Annotated in this window: 13 protein-coding genes; 2 read left to right on the forward strand and 11 right to left on the reverse strand. The window is 66.9% G+C overall.

Features of this window, described 5'->3' with window-relative positions; genetic code table 11:
* Positions 1-24: 24 nt before the first annotated feature.
* Both AC3A6F_RS21625 and ppa read left to right on the forward strand, forming a co-directional pair.
* On the forward strand, positions 25-1221 hold the full coding sequence (locus AC3A6F_RS21625) for a heme biosynthesis protein HemY (RefSeq protein ID WP_320475414.1): 1197 nt from the start codon (positions 25-27) through the stop codon (positions 1219-1221).
* A gap of 116 nt (positions 1222-1337) precedes the next feature.
* On the forward strand, positions 1338-1877 hold the full coding sequence (ppa, locus tag AC3A6F_RS21630) for an inorganic diphosphatase (protein ID WP_487684775.1): 540 nt from the start codon (positions 1338-1340) through the stop codon (positions 1875-1877).
* Between the two features lie 120 nt (positions 1878-1997).
* Here ppa and AC3A6F_RS21635 read toward each other — a convergent pair whose 3' ends face one another.
* The 11 genes from AC3A6F_RS21635 to AC3A6F_RS21685 all read right to left on the reverse strand — a co-directional run bounded on the left by AC3A6F_RS21635 (position 1998) and on the right by AC3A6F_RS21685 (position 14030).
* A complete protein-coding gene (locus AC3A6F_RS21635) occupies positions 1998-3479 on the reverse strand; it encodes a PA domain-containing protein (RefSeq protein ID WP_487684777.1) in 1482 nt (493 codons plus the stop codon).
* A complete protein-coding gene (locus AC3A6F_RS21640; protein WP_487684780.1) occupies positions 3466-3885 on the reverse strand; it encodes a post-PEP-CTERM-1 domain-containing protein in 420 nt (139 codons plus the stop codon). The genes AC3A6F_RS21635 and AC3A6F_RS21640 overlap by 14 nt, the downstream gene beginning before the upstream one ends.
* Before the next feature lie 15 nt (positions 3886-3900).
* Positions 3901-4323 carry a choice-of-anchor J domain-containing protein gene (locus tag AC3A6F_RS21645; RefSeq protein ID WP_487684783.1) on the reverse strand — a complete coding sequence of 141 codons (423 nt, stop codon included), beginning with the start codon at positions 4321-4323 and terminating at the stop codon, positions 3901-3903.
* A 321-nt stretch (positions 4324-4644) separates the two neighbouring features.
* Entirely contained in the window at positions 4645-5784 is a 1140-nt protein-coding gene (locus AC3A6F_RS21650; protein WP_487684785.1) for an FAD-dependent monooxygenase, read from the reverse strand.
* A 100-nt stretch (positions 5785-5884) separates the two neighbouring features.
* A complete protein-coding gene (locus AC3A6F_RS21655; RefSeq protein ID WP_487684788.1) occupies positions 5885-6976 on the reverse strand; it encodes a branched-chain amino acid ABC transporter permease in 1092 nt (363 codons plus the stop codon).
* A gap of 4 nt (positions 6977-6980) precedes the next feature.
* Positions 6981-8015 carry a branched-chain amino acid ABC transporter permease gene (locus AC3A6F_RS21660; RefSeq protein WP_487684791.1) on the reverse strand — a complete coding sequence of 345 codons (1035 nt, stop codon included), beginning with the start codon at positions 8013-8015 and terminating at the stop codon, positions 6981-6983.
* 8 nt (positions 8016-8023) lie between these two features.
* Entirely contained in the window at positions 8024-8770 is a 747-nt protein-coding gene (locus AC3A6F_RS21665) for an ABC transporter ATP-binding protein (RefSeq protein ID WP_487685146.1), read from the reverse strand.
* Positions 8757-9554 (reverse strand): ABC transporter ATP-binding protein, encoded by a 798-nt coding sequence (locus tag AC3A6F_RS21670; RefSeq protein ID WP_487684794.1) that lies wholly within the window; start codon positions 9552-9554, stop codon positions 8757-8759. Before AC3A6F_RS21670 ends, AC3A6F_RS21665 begins: the two co-directional genes overlap by 14 nt.
* Position 9555: 1 nt before the next feature.
* Positions 9556-10755: a substrate-binding domain-containing protein gene (locus AC3A6F_RS21675; protein ID WP_487684796.1), complete on the reverse strand. Its 1200-nt coding sequence runs from the start codon at positions 10753-10755 to the stop codon at positions 9556-9558.
* Positions 10756-10775: 20 nt separating this feature from the next.
* On the reverse strand, positions 10776-11648 hold the full coding sequence (locus AC3A6F_RS21680; RefSeq protein ID WP_487684798.1) for an alpha/beta fold hydrolase: 873 nt from the start codon (positions 11646-11648) through the stop codon (positions 10776-10778).
* Between the two features lie 99 nt (positions 11649-11747).
* Positions 11748-14030 carry a TonB-dependent receptor gene (locus AC3A6F_RS21685; RefSeq protein ID WP_487684801.1) on the reverse strand — a complete coding sequence of 761 codons (2283 nt, stop codon included), beginning with the start codon at positions 14028-14030 and terminating at the stop codon, positions 11748-11750.
* Between the last annotated feature and the right edge of the window lie 238 nt (positions 14031-14268).

A 14268-nucleotide genomic window follows, 5' to 3' on the forward strand; every position in this document is an offset into this window, starting at 1 on the left:
CATGCACAAAGCGAAGCGATAATAATGCGTTTACTTCTCTGGTTAGTCGCGCTGATGGCCGCCGCCATCGGCATCGCCGTGACGGCGCGCTTCAATCCGGGCAATGTGGTGCTGTTCTATCCGCCGCACCGGATCGACATGTCCCTCAACCTGTTCGTGGTGCTGCTGGTAGTGTCCTTCCTGGCGCTGTACGGCCTGGTGCGCGCCGCCAACGCCACCCTCAAGATGCCTCAGCGCGTGGCCGCCTATCGCCAGCGCCGCGCCGAACGCGAAGGCAACAAGGGCATGCGCGACGCGCTCAAGGCCTTGTTCGAAGGCCGCTTCGGCCACGCCGAGAAGGCCGCGATGCGCGCCGCCGAGCTGCCCGAGAACGCGGGCCTGGCCGCTTTGGTCGGCGCACGCGCCGCGCACCGCATGCGCGAGCCGGCGCGACGCGACGCCTGGCTGGCCGGGATCGCCCACGACAATACCCTCAAGACCGCGCGCCTGATGACGGTCACCGAATTGCTGGTCGACGACCACCAGCCCGAGGCCGCGCTCGAAGCGGTGGCCGAACTCAATGCCAGCGGCCAGCGCCACATCCACGCGCTGCAGTGGGCGATGAAGGCCAACCAGCAGGCGCGCAACTGGCCCGAGGTGCTGCGCCTGGTGCGCATCCTGGATAAGCGCCGCGCGCTGCATCCGGCCCTGTCGAGCCGCCTGCGCGAGCTGTCCTACGAGGCGCTGCTGGGCGGCGAGGGACACGACGCCGAATCGCTGCGCCGTACCTGGGCCACGGTGCCGCCGCAAGACCGCACCGTGCCCTATATCGCGGCGCGCGCGGCCAGCGCCTTCAATGTGCGCGGCCTGCACGACGAGGCGCGTGCGATCGCCGAAGAGTCGCTCAAGGCCGGCTGGGACGAGCGCGTGGTGCGCGCCTACCGCGACGCCGCCAGCCCATTCGGCTCGCCTTCGCTCCTGGCCCAGATCGAGGCCTGCGAGACCTGGCGCCGCGAGCGCCCGATGGACGCCAATCTGGCCCTGACCCTCGGTTCGCTGTGCCTGAAACAGAAATTGTGGGGCAAGGCCCAGCGCTACCTCGAGCAGGCGCTGTCGGAGGCCAGCGAGCCGTCGATGGTGCGCGAGGCCCACCTCAAGCTGGCCCAGATGCACGAGGCGCTGGGGCAGGAGCAGGAGGCGGCGAGCCATTACCGGCAGTGCGCATTGGCCAGCATTCTTTGAACCGTGCGCGCACGCCAGGCTTGCCACACCATTGCCGGATGTTGCGCCGCACAGGCCATGCCTGTTTCGCTATAATGACGGCCTATTATTGACTCTCCAGCAACCAAGGACCATCCATGAGCCTGAATAACGTCCCAGCCGGCAAAGACGTGCCGAACGACTTCAACGTCATCATCGAAATCCCGATGAACGCCGATCCGGTCAAGTACGAGGTCGACAAGGACAGCGGCGCGATCTTCGTCGACCGTTTCATGGGTACGGCCATGCACTATCCGTGCAACTACGGCTACGTGCCGCAGACCATCGCCGACGACGGCGATCCATGCGACGTGCTGGTCATCACCCCGTTCCCGCTGCCGCCGGGCGTGGTGGTGCGTTGCCGCGCGCTGGGCGTGCTGAAGATGACCGACGACGGCGGCGGCGACGCCAAGGTGATCGCGGTGCCGGTCGAAAAAGTGCTGCCGATGTACAAGAAAATCCAGTCGCTGGAAGATCTGGAAGAGCTGCGCCTGAAGCAGATCCAGCATTTCTTCGAGCACTACAAGGATCTGGAACCGGGCAAATGGGTCAAGATCGAAGGCTGGGCCGGCATCGATGAGGCCAAGGCCGAGCTGGTGCGCGGCGTGGAAGCGTACAAGAAGGGCGCCCAGGCGTAATCGCCCAGGCCTGTTCTTTCGCCGAATGAGCCGGCGCCCGCGAGGGCGCCGGCTCTTTTTTTGCCGGTGGCGACCGCGACGCGTGGCGCGTGGCGCCGCCGCTGCCGCCTTGTCAGCCGCTTACCAGCCGAGATCCCACAGCAGCGGCAGCGTCAGGTCGCGCGGCGGCATGAGCACGTAGCGCAGGTCGCTGTTGATCGACGGTTCCATCAGCAGGTTGCGCGTGGCCTCGGTGGTGAAGTGCGAAACCGAGGAGCCGGGTGCGTTGACGCCCGGCGTGTACATGAGCATGCGCCGGCGGGCGTCGGTGCCGGCCAGCCGCACCGGATCGGACTGCAGCCGCGCCACCACGCCGGAACGGTTGGACGAGCGGTTCTGCAGGGCCAGCTTGAGCGCCCATCCGTCGGCGCGCGTGATGCGGGCCGAGGGAATCGCGATGCTCGCATCGAGCCCCGGCATGCCCGCCACTTCGCCCGCCGCGCTGTCGGCCACGATCATGCCAAGCGCGCCGGCGGCCTGCACATTGCGCGCCTTGACTACGTAGTCGCAGCTGCCGCGGTCGACCAGGGCGATATTGCCGCGTACCGCCAGCGCATTGACGGCGCTCAGGCGAGAGCATGCAAGGCCATTGCCGTTCAGCTGGTCGACCACCGGCATCAGCTGCGCGCTGACCGGCGCATTGCGGATCGGCGGGCCGAAGCTGGCGTCGCCCACCGCGTATTCTCCCGCGGCGGCGCCGGCATTCTCGCCGCCGATCGTCAGCACTGAGGCCGGGCTCAGCACGGACGGCGTGGAGCGGGTGACATGCCAGCCATTCCACGACAGGCCACGCCAGGTGGTGGCGCTGGCGACCCGTTCGGTCTCCGACATGATGACCCACAAGCGCTCCCTGCGGTTGTCGACCAGGTTGAAATCCCAGATCGAGGGCCGGCCGAGTAAAAAGGCGCCGGTCTCGTCGTCGGTAAAGGTCTGGAAGCCGAGGCCGTGGGCGATTTCGTGCAGCAGGGTGGCCACCAGGTCGATCTGGCTGCCGGCCTTGCGGTCGAGCCCCAGGTAGAAGGTGAGGCCGGGAACGCAGTCCGGGAACAGGCCAAGCCGCGAATTGAAGCGCGCGATGATGTGCGGGTCGCCCGGTGCGGCGAAATCGACACCGGCCAGTTTGCCGGCCAGGGCGGTCGGATACCAGGTGCCGTTGATCTGCGCGCCCGGGAAATTGGCGACCACCTGGTAGGCGCCGGCCGCGCCGAGCACGGCGCCGGTGGCGTTGCAGTCGAGCGGCAGGAAGGCGGCGCCGATGCGGATCGGCACGTTGCTGACCAGGTGCGAGGCCCAGATGTCGGCGGCAAGGCGGAAGGCGTGCAGGCGCTGCTCGCCCAGGGTGGTGCCGGGATTGCCGCCGACCGGGGTGGCCGGGGTTGGATCGTTGAAGCCGACGCCGGGGGCATTCTCGTTGATGATGTGGATAGTGGCCGCGCGCGCGTCGCCGATGGCTACAAGGCTTGCCAGGGCCAGCAGGGCGATGGCGGCGATGCGGGCCAGATGGCCAAGACGGCCAGGACGGGCGCCGGCAGCGAAGCCGGCATGGCGTTCAATGATGGTCATGGCGGGATGCTCCCTGCGCGGCCGGCGCGGATTGGTCGAGGATGCGGGCGGCGGTGTGGGCGCCGTCGACGCAGTGGTGGTCGAGCTTGCCATCGGCGCCGCGCTTGACGACGGCGTACACGAGGCCGCGCTCGCCCAGCACCGCGCTGCTTTCGCCGCGTGCGCCGGTCACCGCCTGCGGCTGTGCCGGCGCCTCGCGGGTGGTGGTGGCCGGAGAGGCGCGCAGGGCGCGCAGTTCTGTCGCGGTCGGCGCGCGCAGTTCGCCGGTCTCGGCGTCGCGCACGACGGTCAGGCCCTGGGCGGCCGGCGCCTGGGGAGCGGCGCTGGCGATGCCGCACAGCGCCATGAGCGCGGTGGCAAGGGTGGGAGCGAGGGTGGGAGCAAAGGAGGAAAGTGTGGTTCGCATGGAATTCTCCGGGTTTCAATAGCGCTCGCGGCGCTGCATCAGGCCAATCACGCCCAGGCTGCTGGTCAGTACCAGCACGCCGGCCGGCTCGGGCACGGCGGTGGCCACGCGCACGGTGTCAAGGCCGATGTCGCCGAGGGTGGCGGCGTCGCCCAGGTAGCGGAAGGCGAAGCGTCCTTCTTCTTGGACCGTCAGGTCGGTGCTCCATTGCCGCCATTCGGCGGGAAAGGCGTCGTCGCCGATGGTGGTGAACAAGGTGTCGACGCCGGATGCGTCGGCGCCGGGCGGGAAGCCGTGATTGAGGCGATCCCGACCGGACAGTCCGGCCGGGTTGTCTAAGCCCTCATTGAGTACCTCGACCTCGGCTCCAGCGGCCGGGGACGAAGATGCGGCGGCGGTGACCGCCGCTGTCGCAATCAGGAATGTGAGTCTTTTCATGGTGTATGTGCATGGGCCAGAAGGATGGAATTCCTCGCGCTGGCTGACGACGAGGCCATTTGCCTATTCATGATAAAAATGGCAACCTCGGCGTTATTGATATGCATTCAGGGTGGCGAGCAGGACGTGTCGTGTCCCTCAAACACAGCAACGGAACTTGACGAATGCGCTTGCATTCGCGCAAGTCTATGCTGCGAGGCAATCGCGACAGGGAAAGCGGGACGGGGCAGGAAGGCTGTCCGGCACCGCGGGCGCCGGGTAGGGAAGAGGAAGTCAGGATCGCGCGGGGCGAGAACCCGGCGGCGCTAGGACGCGCCCGGCCTACAGCGGGGCGAGCAGCGGCGCATAGCTGCGCCGGTACAGCTTGTCGCCGAAGAGACCGAAGATGGCGGCGCGCGCCAGCGCGGGCAGGGCGCGCATCTTGTCCCTGGCCGCGCACTGGCGCTGTACCCAGCGGATCCGGTGCTGGCGCCGGCGCGTGTACGACGCCAGCGCAATATCGAGGTCTTGACCCGTAGCGAGATCCTGGCCCGCGGCGAGGACATCGGCCAGCACCGCAGCATCCTCGATGGCCAGGGCCGCTCCCTGCGCCATATTGGGCGAGGCGGCGTGGGCGGCATCGCCGATGAAGACGACCCTTCCCTGCACCCAGTCGTCCATCACGACCTGGCCAAGGCGGCCGAAATGGACCGCCGCCTCATCCTGGTGTCCGCGCTCGAGCAGCAGCGATACGGGCGCGGCGAATTTCTGGAACAGTTCCGGCAGGCAGGCGTGGCGGTAGGGCTCGGGATCCGCACCCGGCGGCAAGGTCAGGTCGGCGTACACATAGACCTCGCTGCCGCTCACGGGAATTGCGAGCAGCGTGCTGCCATTGCCCAGCAAGGCGGTCCAGCCCGCGACGCCGGCGATGTTCTGGGTAATGAAACGCCAGCACACCTGGCGGCCGTATTGCGGATTGACGTCGGGGCGGACGATCCGGCGCACGCCCGAATGGATGCCGTCGGCGCCCACCACCAAGTCATAGGTGGCCGAGCGGCCGTCGGTGAAGGCGACCTCGCAGCGTCCGCTGGACTGGTCGATGGCCTCGACCGACACGTCGTGGCGCACCCTGGATTCGCCGAAGGCGGCGCCCAGGATGGCGTGCAGCCGCGCATGCGGCAGCGACAGGCAGGGGCCGCAGCGGGACCAGACGTCGCCGGTGCGGGTCTCGGTCAGTTCCCAGCCGCGGTGGTCCAGGATCTTCTGGCTGCGCACGGCCACGGCGTTGGCGCGTACCCGGTCGAGCAGGCCCAGGCTGGCGATGGCGCGCGTGGCATTGCCAGGCAGGTAGAGCCCGGTGCCGGACGGCGCTGGCGTGGCATGGCGCTCCACGACGTCGGCCGCGATGCCGCGCTGTTCAAGGGCTAGGCCCAGCGAAAGGCCGGCGATGCCGCCGCCCACGATCAAGATTTTCCGTTGCATGATGTCTGCCGCCCGTTCATTCGTTCAGCATGAAGATACGCGGCGCGCCGCATTTCGGATGCGGCGCGCCGGAAAGGACGGGAGACGGGAACGGGGGGTATCAGGAAGCGGGCACGCGCCGCCGCGCCAGCCAGGCCCGCACGCGCAGCTTGCCGACGATCCCGATCGGGAAGAAGTAGATCGACAGGATGAACAGCACGCCCAGCCACAGCAGCCAGCGGTCCGGATGCAGGGCCGCCGCCAGCAGCGGCACGCCTTCGAGCGCGGTCGAACCGTGCGCCATCAGTTCCTTCAGGTAGTTCTGGGCCAGGATGAACAGGGCGGCGCCGATCACCGCGCCATACATGGTGCCCATGCCGCCGATGACGACGATCAGGAGGATGTCGGTCATCACTTCGAAGCCGAGCGAGGTCTTGGGCCCCACGTAGCGCAGCCACAGCGCCATCAGGGCGCCGGCCAGCGCCGCCACCAGCGCGGCCAGGCAGTTGGCCCAGATCCGATAAACCATGGTGCGGTAGCCGAGCGCCTCGGCGCGGAACTCGTTCTCGCGGATCGCCTGCAGCACGCGGCCGAACGGCGAGTTCACCAGCCGCAGCAGGAACAGGAACAGCAGCAGGCAGCCGGCGAACACCAGGTAATAGGTGATCACCTTGCCGTCGACGTAGCGGCCGAACACCTCGTTCTCGAACAGCAGGTAGCTGGGCGACAGCACCTCCGGCACGCTGAAGGTCACGCCATCCTCGCCGCCGGTGAGGTCGGACAGCTGCGAGGCCAGCACGGCGAAGGACGATGCAACGGCCAGCGTGATCATGGCGTAGAAGATGGCGCGTACGCGCAGCGCGAACAGGCCGACCACCAGGGCCAGGGACAGCGCCAGCAGCAGCGCCAGCACCAGGCCGGTGACCATGACGCCCCAGGTCGGTTCGTCGACGCGGGCCAGGGCCAGGCCGATGCCATAGGCGCCGATGCCATAGAACATGGTGTGGGCAAACGAGACGATGCCGGTATAACCCAGCAGCAGGTCGTAGGACGCCACCAGCACGATGTAGACGCAGATCGTGGCCGCCGTGTTGAGCGGACGGGCGCCGGAAAACAGGAAAGGCGCCAGCGCCAGTCCCAGCACGATCACGAGCAGCAGCGCGGTGAGGATGCGGCTGCGCGGCAGGTCGCCGGAGAGAAGTCGGTGCAACATAAGTTCAGTTCCTCGACGTCGAATACAGGCCGGCCGGGCGCCACAGCAGGACCGAGATCATCAGGATGATGCTCGACACCAGGGCGATCTTCGGCGCCAGGAAGCCGGCGAAGTTGGCCACCAGCGCCATGAGCAGGGCGCCGATGAAGCAGCCGCCCACCGAACCCAGGCCGCCGATGATGATGACGATGAAGATCATCACCATGATCTCGCTGCCCATCGCGGCGGTGAGCGTTTCCTTGTACAGGCCCCACATCACGCCGCCCAGGCCGGCGAGGCTTGATCCGGCCGCGAACACGGCCACGAACAGGCGCCGGATGCGGTAGCCGAGCGCCTCGACCATCTCGCCGTTCTCGACCCCGGCGCGCACCAGCAGGCCGACCTTGGTCCGATTGAGCACCAGGAACATGGCGACGAACACCACCAGCCCGACCACCACCGCCACCAGGCGATACTTCTCCACCGCCGCGTCGCCCATCAGGATGGCGCCGCGCAGCGCGGTCGGCAGCGGCAGGGCGATCGTCTCGGCGCCCCAGATCACGTGGATCAGCTGTTCGGCCACGATCATGCCGCCCATCGTGATCAGGATCTGCTTGAGGTGCTGGCCATAGACCGGCTTGACGATGATGCGCTCGAAGGCCCAGCCCAAGAGGCCCGTGACGACCATCGCCAGCGTGACGGCCAGCGCCAGCACGCCAAGGTTGATCAGGAGCGAGTCCATCTCGAGCCAGCCGCGCATGGGCAGCAGGACCAGCGTGGCGGAAAACGCCCCGACGGCGACGAAGGCGCCGTGGCCGAAGTTCAGCACGCTCATCAGGCCGAACACGAGGGTCAGGCCGCTGGCCATGATGAAGATCATCATGCCCATCGCCAGGCCGGCGACGGTGAGCGTGAGCCAGGTGGGGAAGCTGCCGACCAGCGGCAGCATGGCCAGCATCAGGGCCGGCACCAGCAGCAGCGGCGCGATATCGCGCTTCGCCGCCGGCAGGGGCGCGTCGGTAGCTGCCTCGGTCTTGGAAACAGGAAGGATTGCACTCATGTCGGGTCCTATTGGTGGGAGTCGAGCGACAGCCCGAGCAGGCGTTGCTGCAGCGCGGCGTCTTCGGCCAGCGCCGCCATCTTGCCGGCATGGGCCACGCGGCCGTCATCCATCACGGCCACGCTGTCGCCCAGCGAGCGCACGAAATTGAAATTCTGCTCGACCAGCAGGATCGTGGTCTGCTGCTGCTTGAGTTCGCGAAAGGCGGCAATCAGGCTTTGCACGATGCTTGGCGCCAGGCCCTTGGTCGGTTCGTCGACCAGCAAGAGCTTCCTCGGTTCGGCGATCGCGCGCGCGATCGCCACCATCTGCTTCTGGCCGCCCGACAGGTTCCCGGCCGGCTGGTTCCAGAACTTGCGCAGGGCCGGGAAGAAGCCGCAGATCCAGTCCACGCGGGCCGCGTCCAGCGGGCCGTTGCGGGCGGCCAGCACCATGTTTTCGCGCACCGTCAGTTCCGAGAACACGGCCATGTTCTCGGGCACGTAGGCGATGCCGGCGCGGGCGATGTCGGGCGTGGCCATCGTCGTGATGTCGCGGCCGTCGAAGTGGATGCTGCCGGCGCTGGCACGCCAACAGCCCATGATCGTGCGCAGGGTGGTGGTCTTGCCGGCGCCGTTGCGGCCAAGGAGCACGGCAAGCTCGCCGCGCCGCACCGCCAGGTCGACGCCCTGCAGGATGTGGTATTGGCCGATGTGGGTGTGCACGCCGGCCAGCCGCAGCAGCGGCGCCTCGTGCGTCGGATCAGGCGTGAGCATGTTCGGGTTCGGGTGTTCCAAGATAGGCTTCCTGTACGATCTTCGATTGCATCACTTCGCGCGGATCGCCGTCCGCCACCAGCGTGCCGTTGTGCAGCACGACGATGCGGTCGGCCAGCTGGCGCACCACGTCCATCTTGTGCTCGACCAGCAGCACGGTCTTGTCGCGTTCCTGCTTCACCTGGCGGATCAGGTCGAGCACCACGGGCACCTCGTCCACGCTCATGCCGGCCGTGGGTTCGTCGAACATCATCACGGACGGCTCGAGCGCCAGCAGGATCGCTACTTCGAGCTTGCGCTGGTCGCCGTGCGACAGCGCGCCCACGAACATGTCGCGCCGGGCCATGAGGGCAACGCGCTCCAGGTAGTGCTCGGCGCGCGCGATCAGCTCCTTGTGGCTCGACCAGATCGAGAAGAAGTTCAGGCCCATGCCGGCGCGGCTCTGCACCGCCAGGCGCACGTTCTCGACCACGGTCAGGTGCGGGAACAGGTTCGTCAGCTGGAAGGCGCGGCCGATGCCGAGGCGCGTGCGGCGCGCGGCGCCATCGCGGGTGATGTCGCGGCCGTGCAGCGCGACCTTGCCGCTCGTTGCCGCCAGCTGGCCCGAGACCAGGTTGAAATAGGTGGTCTTGCCGGCGCCGTTGGGGCCGACGATCACGGTCAGGGTGCCGGGGTAGAAGTCCGCCGTCACCGCGTTGACCGCGACGTGGCCGCCGAAGCGGATGGTCAGGTCGCGGGTCGACAGCGCCGGCTGGCGCGGGTCAAGAGTAGGGGGCGCCGTCATGTCAGCGCTTGTTCTTCACCGGCAGCGGCATCTCGCTGGCCGGGATCTCACGCACCAGCTCCAGCAAGTCCCATTCGTGCTTCTGGTCCTTCTTGATGCGGAAGTGGTACATCGGCTGGATCGCCTGGTGGTCTTCCTTGCGGAAGGTCATCAATCCCTTCGGGGTCTCGAAGCTCATGCCCTCCATCGCCGCGACCATCTTGTCGCCATTGCCGTCCGGGACCTTGGAGAGCGCCGCCACCACCGCGCCCGCCGCCGCCATGCCGCCGGCGGTGAACATGTCGGGCGGGGCCTTGAAGCGCCTGGTGTGCTCCTTGACGAACCAGTCGTTCATTTTATTTTTCGGGAAATCGTAGTAGTAATAGATAGTGCCTTGGGTGCCGGCGAAGTTCTTCCAGGTCTTCATCACCGGAAGGATGTTGCCGCCCGGGGAAAGCACGATGCCATGGCGTTCCGGCCGGAGGTCGGCGATCTTGTTCATCGGATTGGGGCCGGCCCAGACGATCTGCAGGATGCGCGGCTGCGGCTTGTCCTTCAGTGCGTCGAACAGACGCTGCGACGATGCGGTGAAGTCGGTCGTCGCCAGCGGCGCGTACTCTTCATGCACCACCTTGGCTCCGCTGCCGGTAGCCGCCAGCGCCTCCTTGCCGGCCTTGATCGCATCGCGCCCGAAGGCGTAGTCCTGGGTCAGGAAACCGATGCTGCCGCCCTTCAGGGTGCTGGCGGCGGCTAATGCATCCTGCATCGAGCTGCGCGCGGTGCGGAAGATGTACTTGTTCCACTTGTCGCCGGTGATGGCGTCGGCCACCGCCGGTTCGATGATCAGGACCTTCTTGTATTCCTTGGCCACCGGCAGCATCGCCAGCGCCGAGCCGGATGACGTGGTGCCCACGGCGACGTCGACCCGGTCGTCGCCATAGGCCTCGGCCAGCAGGGTGCGACCCAGGTCTGGCTTGCTTTGATCGTCCTTGACGATGACCTTGATCTTGCGGCCGTTGATGGCCATGGTGCCATTGGTCAGGTATTCGAGGCCGAGCATGAAGCCGGCCTCGGTCTCGCGCGCATACGATTCCATGATGCCGGTCTTGCCGGCGATCAGGGCGACCTTGAAGTCCTTGCCCTGGGCCAGCGCACCGGGAGTAGCGCCGGCGGCGAAGGCGAAGGTAAGGGACAGGGCCAGAGGTTTGATCAGGTGTTGCATCGTGTGTCTCCTTGTAATTATTAAGGGATCCGCGCCAGGAAAGCGCCGATCGCCTCGAAGGCTTCCGGTTCGGTGAGCATCGGCGCATGGCCAACGTTCGGCACTTCGGTATAGGCCAGGCTGGGGGCCGCCTTGCGCATCCAGGCCGCCTGTTCGGCTTCGACCAGGTCGGACAGCGCGCCCCGGATCATCAGGGTGGGGCGATGCCGCGTCAGGCGCCGGAAGGCCATGCGCAAGGCCAGCGAGGTTGGAGGAAGTCTACCGTTTTGCAGGCTGTGGGCAATACCGGGATCGTAGCGGGCGCACAACAGACCATCATCGCGTTGTTCGAAGGCGCGTTGGGCCCACTTGTTCCATTCCGTATCCGGATTGGCGGGGAAGGCGCAGGCATTGATGTCGCGAACATAGCAGGTCGCCTCGTCCCAGTTGGCGAACGTGGCCGGCTTGCCGACGTAGCCGGCGATCCGCTCCAGCCCGCGCGGGGACAGCACCGGGCCGATGTCGTTCAGCACCGCGCCGGCCACCAGGTCGAGACGCTGGGCGGCCAGGGTCATTGTGATCAGGCCGCCCATCGAGGTGCCGATGAAGACGGCGCGCGCGATGCCCAGCGCATGCATCAGGGCCACCACGTCGGCGGCGTACACCATCGGCGTGTAGTTGGCCGGGTTCGGGTCGCGCGCCGAGTGGCCGCGGCCGCGCACATCGATCGCCAGCACGCGGCGCCCCAGGCCCGCTACCTGCGGGGCCAGTTCGTCGAAGTCGAGCGAGTTGCGGGTGAGGCCGTGGATGCAGATCACGGGCAGGCGGGCCGGGCCGCCGGCGCCGTGGTAGTCGCGTGCGTAGAGGGCGAGGCCGTCGCTGCTGGTGTAGGTGATGGGGGAGCTGGTTGGCACGCGGCGGTTCCTGTTCAGTGTTCGATCTGCTTGATGCTTCAACTTCGGTGGGAAACTTGGGTCCCCGCCTTCGCGGGGACGACGTTCAGGTGCCAGCTCTTAGAAGCGCAGCTCCAGGGTGGCGGAGACCGTGCGCGGGTTGCCGTAGAAGGCGGTAAGCGTGCCTTCGTTGCCCAGGGTCGGGAACAGGTAGCCGGCGGTCTTGTAGTGCTCGTCGCCCAGGTTCTTGCCGTGCAGGCCGGCGCGCACCTTGCCATCTAGACGGGTCCAGACGATCGACGCGTCCCAGATCTTGTACGACTCCTGGTCGAGGATCGACGGCGTCTCGAACTGGGCGGTGGCGCCCTTGTACGAATAGCTGCCGATCAGCGAGATGCGGCCGTTGTGGCCCATCAGCGGCAGCGGAATATCGTAGTTGGCGCGCAGGTTGGCCGAGTTCTTCGGCGTGTTCTGGAAGATGCGCTGGTCGGCCACGTTCACGCCCGCCACGATGTATTCCTTGTACTTGGCGTCGATGTAGCTGTACATGCCGGCGATCATGAAGTTGGGCGTGATGTTGGCGATCGCTTCCAGCTCGGCGCCCTTGATCTCGGCCTTGCCGGCATTGGTGGTAACGCCGGCGAAGCTGTCGTCGCGGCCGTCGCCGTTGGTGTCGACCGCGATCGAGCCGGGAATCTGCACGTCCTGGTAGTCGCTGTAGAACAGGGCGGCGTTGGTGGTGATGCGCCCGCCGTTGAAGGCCGACTTGAGGCCCAGTTCATAGGTCTCGATGGTCTCGGGCGCATAGCCGGCGCGGGCGACGTCGAGCGGGATGCGGGTGCCGACGACGTTCAGGCGCGGATCGAAGCCGCCGCCCTTGAAGCCTTCGGAATACGAGGCGTAGATGTTATGGGCGGGGTTCATCTTCCAGTTGATGGCCACGCGCGGCGTGAATTTCTTGTCTTCGCGCTCCAGCAGGCCGTTACGCAGGTCGGTGTCGGTGCGGAACAGGATCGCGGCCGGGTTACCCATGTCGGGCGTGCCGGCCAGGCCGAAGTAGATCTGGCGCAGCACGTCAGCTTCGCGCTTGTCCACCGTGTAGCGCCCGCCCAGCGACAGGCTCACGGTATCCGTGAGGTTGTAGCTGCCATCGAAGTAGGCGGCCCAGGCCTTGGTGTCGATGTCGCCCATGGTGTAGGTGGACGTCGGCACGGCGCCGGCCAGGATGGTGTCGAACTTGTTGAAGGCGTTGGCGTCCATATAGTAGACGCCGGCCACGCCCTGCAGGCGCGGGCCGTTGTAGCTGACCTGGAACTCCTGGCTGAACTGGCGGTTGGTGTACAGCGCCGGCACTTCCATGTCGACCACCGGCAGGGCGTCGAAGTCGATCGGCGCATACGATTTGTCGCGGCGAGCGGCGGTGATCGATTTCACGCTCCACTCGCTATTGAGCACGTATTCGATGGTGGCCGAGCCGCCGTAGGCGCGTACTTCCTGGTCGTGGCCGAGGGCCTTGGTCAGGTTGCCCTGCGTGTCGAACACGTCCGGCAGGATCGGCGCCCCGCTGGTGCGGCCGACGATCAGGCGATGGCCGTTCTTGGGATTGGAGTCGTCTTGCGTGAAGTCGCCGGCCAGGCGGATGAACAGGTCCTGGTTGGGCGTAAACTCGGCCGACACGCGGCCGGCGGTGACGTCCTTGTCATAGTTGCCCTTGCCGGTGAACAGGTTGTCGCCGAAGCCGTCGCGCTTGAAGCGGGCGAATGTGGCGCCTACGCGGGCGGTGTCGGTGAGCGGCGTGCTGGCGGTGATCACGGCTTCTTTCTGGCCGTATTCGCCGACGGTGGCGCGCACCCGCACGTCGCGCTGCGGCCCGAGTTTGCGGGTCACGTACTTGACGGCGCCGCCGATGGTGTTGCGGCCGTACAGCGTGCCCTGCGGGCCGCGCAGCACCTCGATGCGTTCGACGTCGTAGATGTCGGCCACCGCGGCCTGCGGGCGGGCCAGGTAGATGTCGTCGATATAGATGCCGACGCCGGATTCGAAGCCGGCCAGCGGGTCGGCCTGGCCGACGCCGCGGATGAAGGCGGTCAGCGTGCTATTGGTGGCGCGCGAAGCCTTGAGGGTGGTGTTCGGCAGCGCCAGGGCCAGGGCGGTCACGTCGGGCACGGCCTGCTTGGACAGCTGGTCGGCGCTGAACGCGGTGACCGAGACCGGGACGTCCTGCAGGGTCTCTTCGCGCCGGCGCGCGGTGACGACCACCTTCGAGACGTTTTCCTCGGCAGAAGCCACCGGCGCGGCTCCGGCATCCTGGGCCTGGGCCATCCCGACCGATCCGCCGGACAGCACCAGCAGGGCGGCGGCGGACTGGTTCAGCAGCTTCATCTTCTTCCTGGTCAGACGCATTCTAGTCTCCTCATTTTTGGTATGGCATGCAATCGAGCATGCGTGCGATCGAGCGCATGCCAAGCAGTGTGCCAAGGTCGGGTTTGGTTGAATAGTCAACAATCGCCCACCCCGTTGTGCACGAATGCACAGCCTGCTTGCTGGCCTTCGTTGTGAGCTTTCCTAGGGACAGATGCCGCATCGCACCATTTCTGTGGCACTGCAGACATCGTCGGTAAATTGCTTGCAGAGGGAATGT

This window comes from Massilia sp. Soil_C_3 (assembly GCF_057657035.1).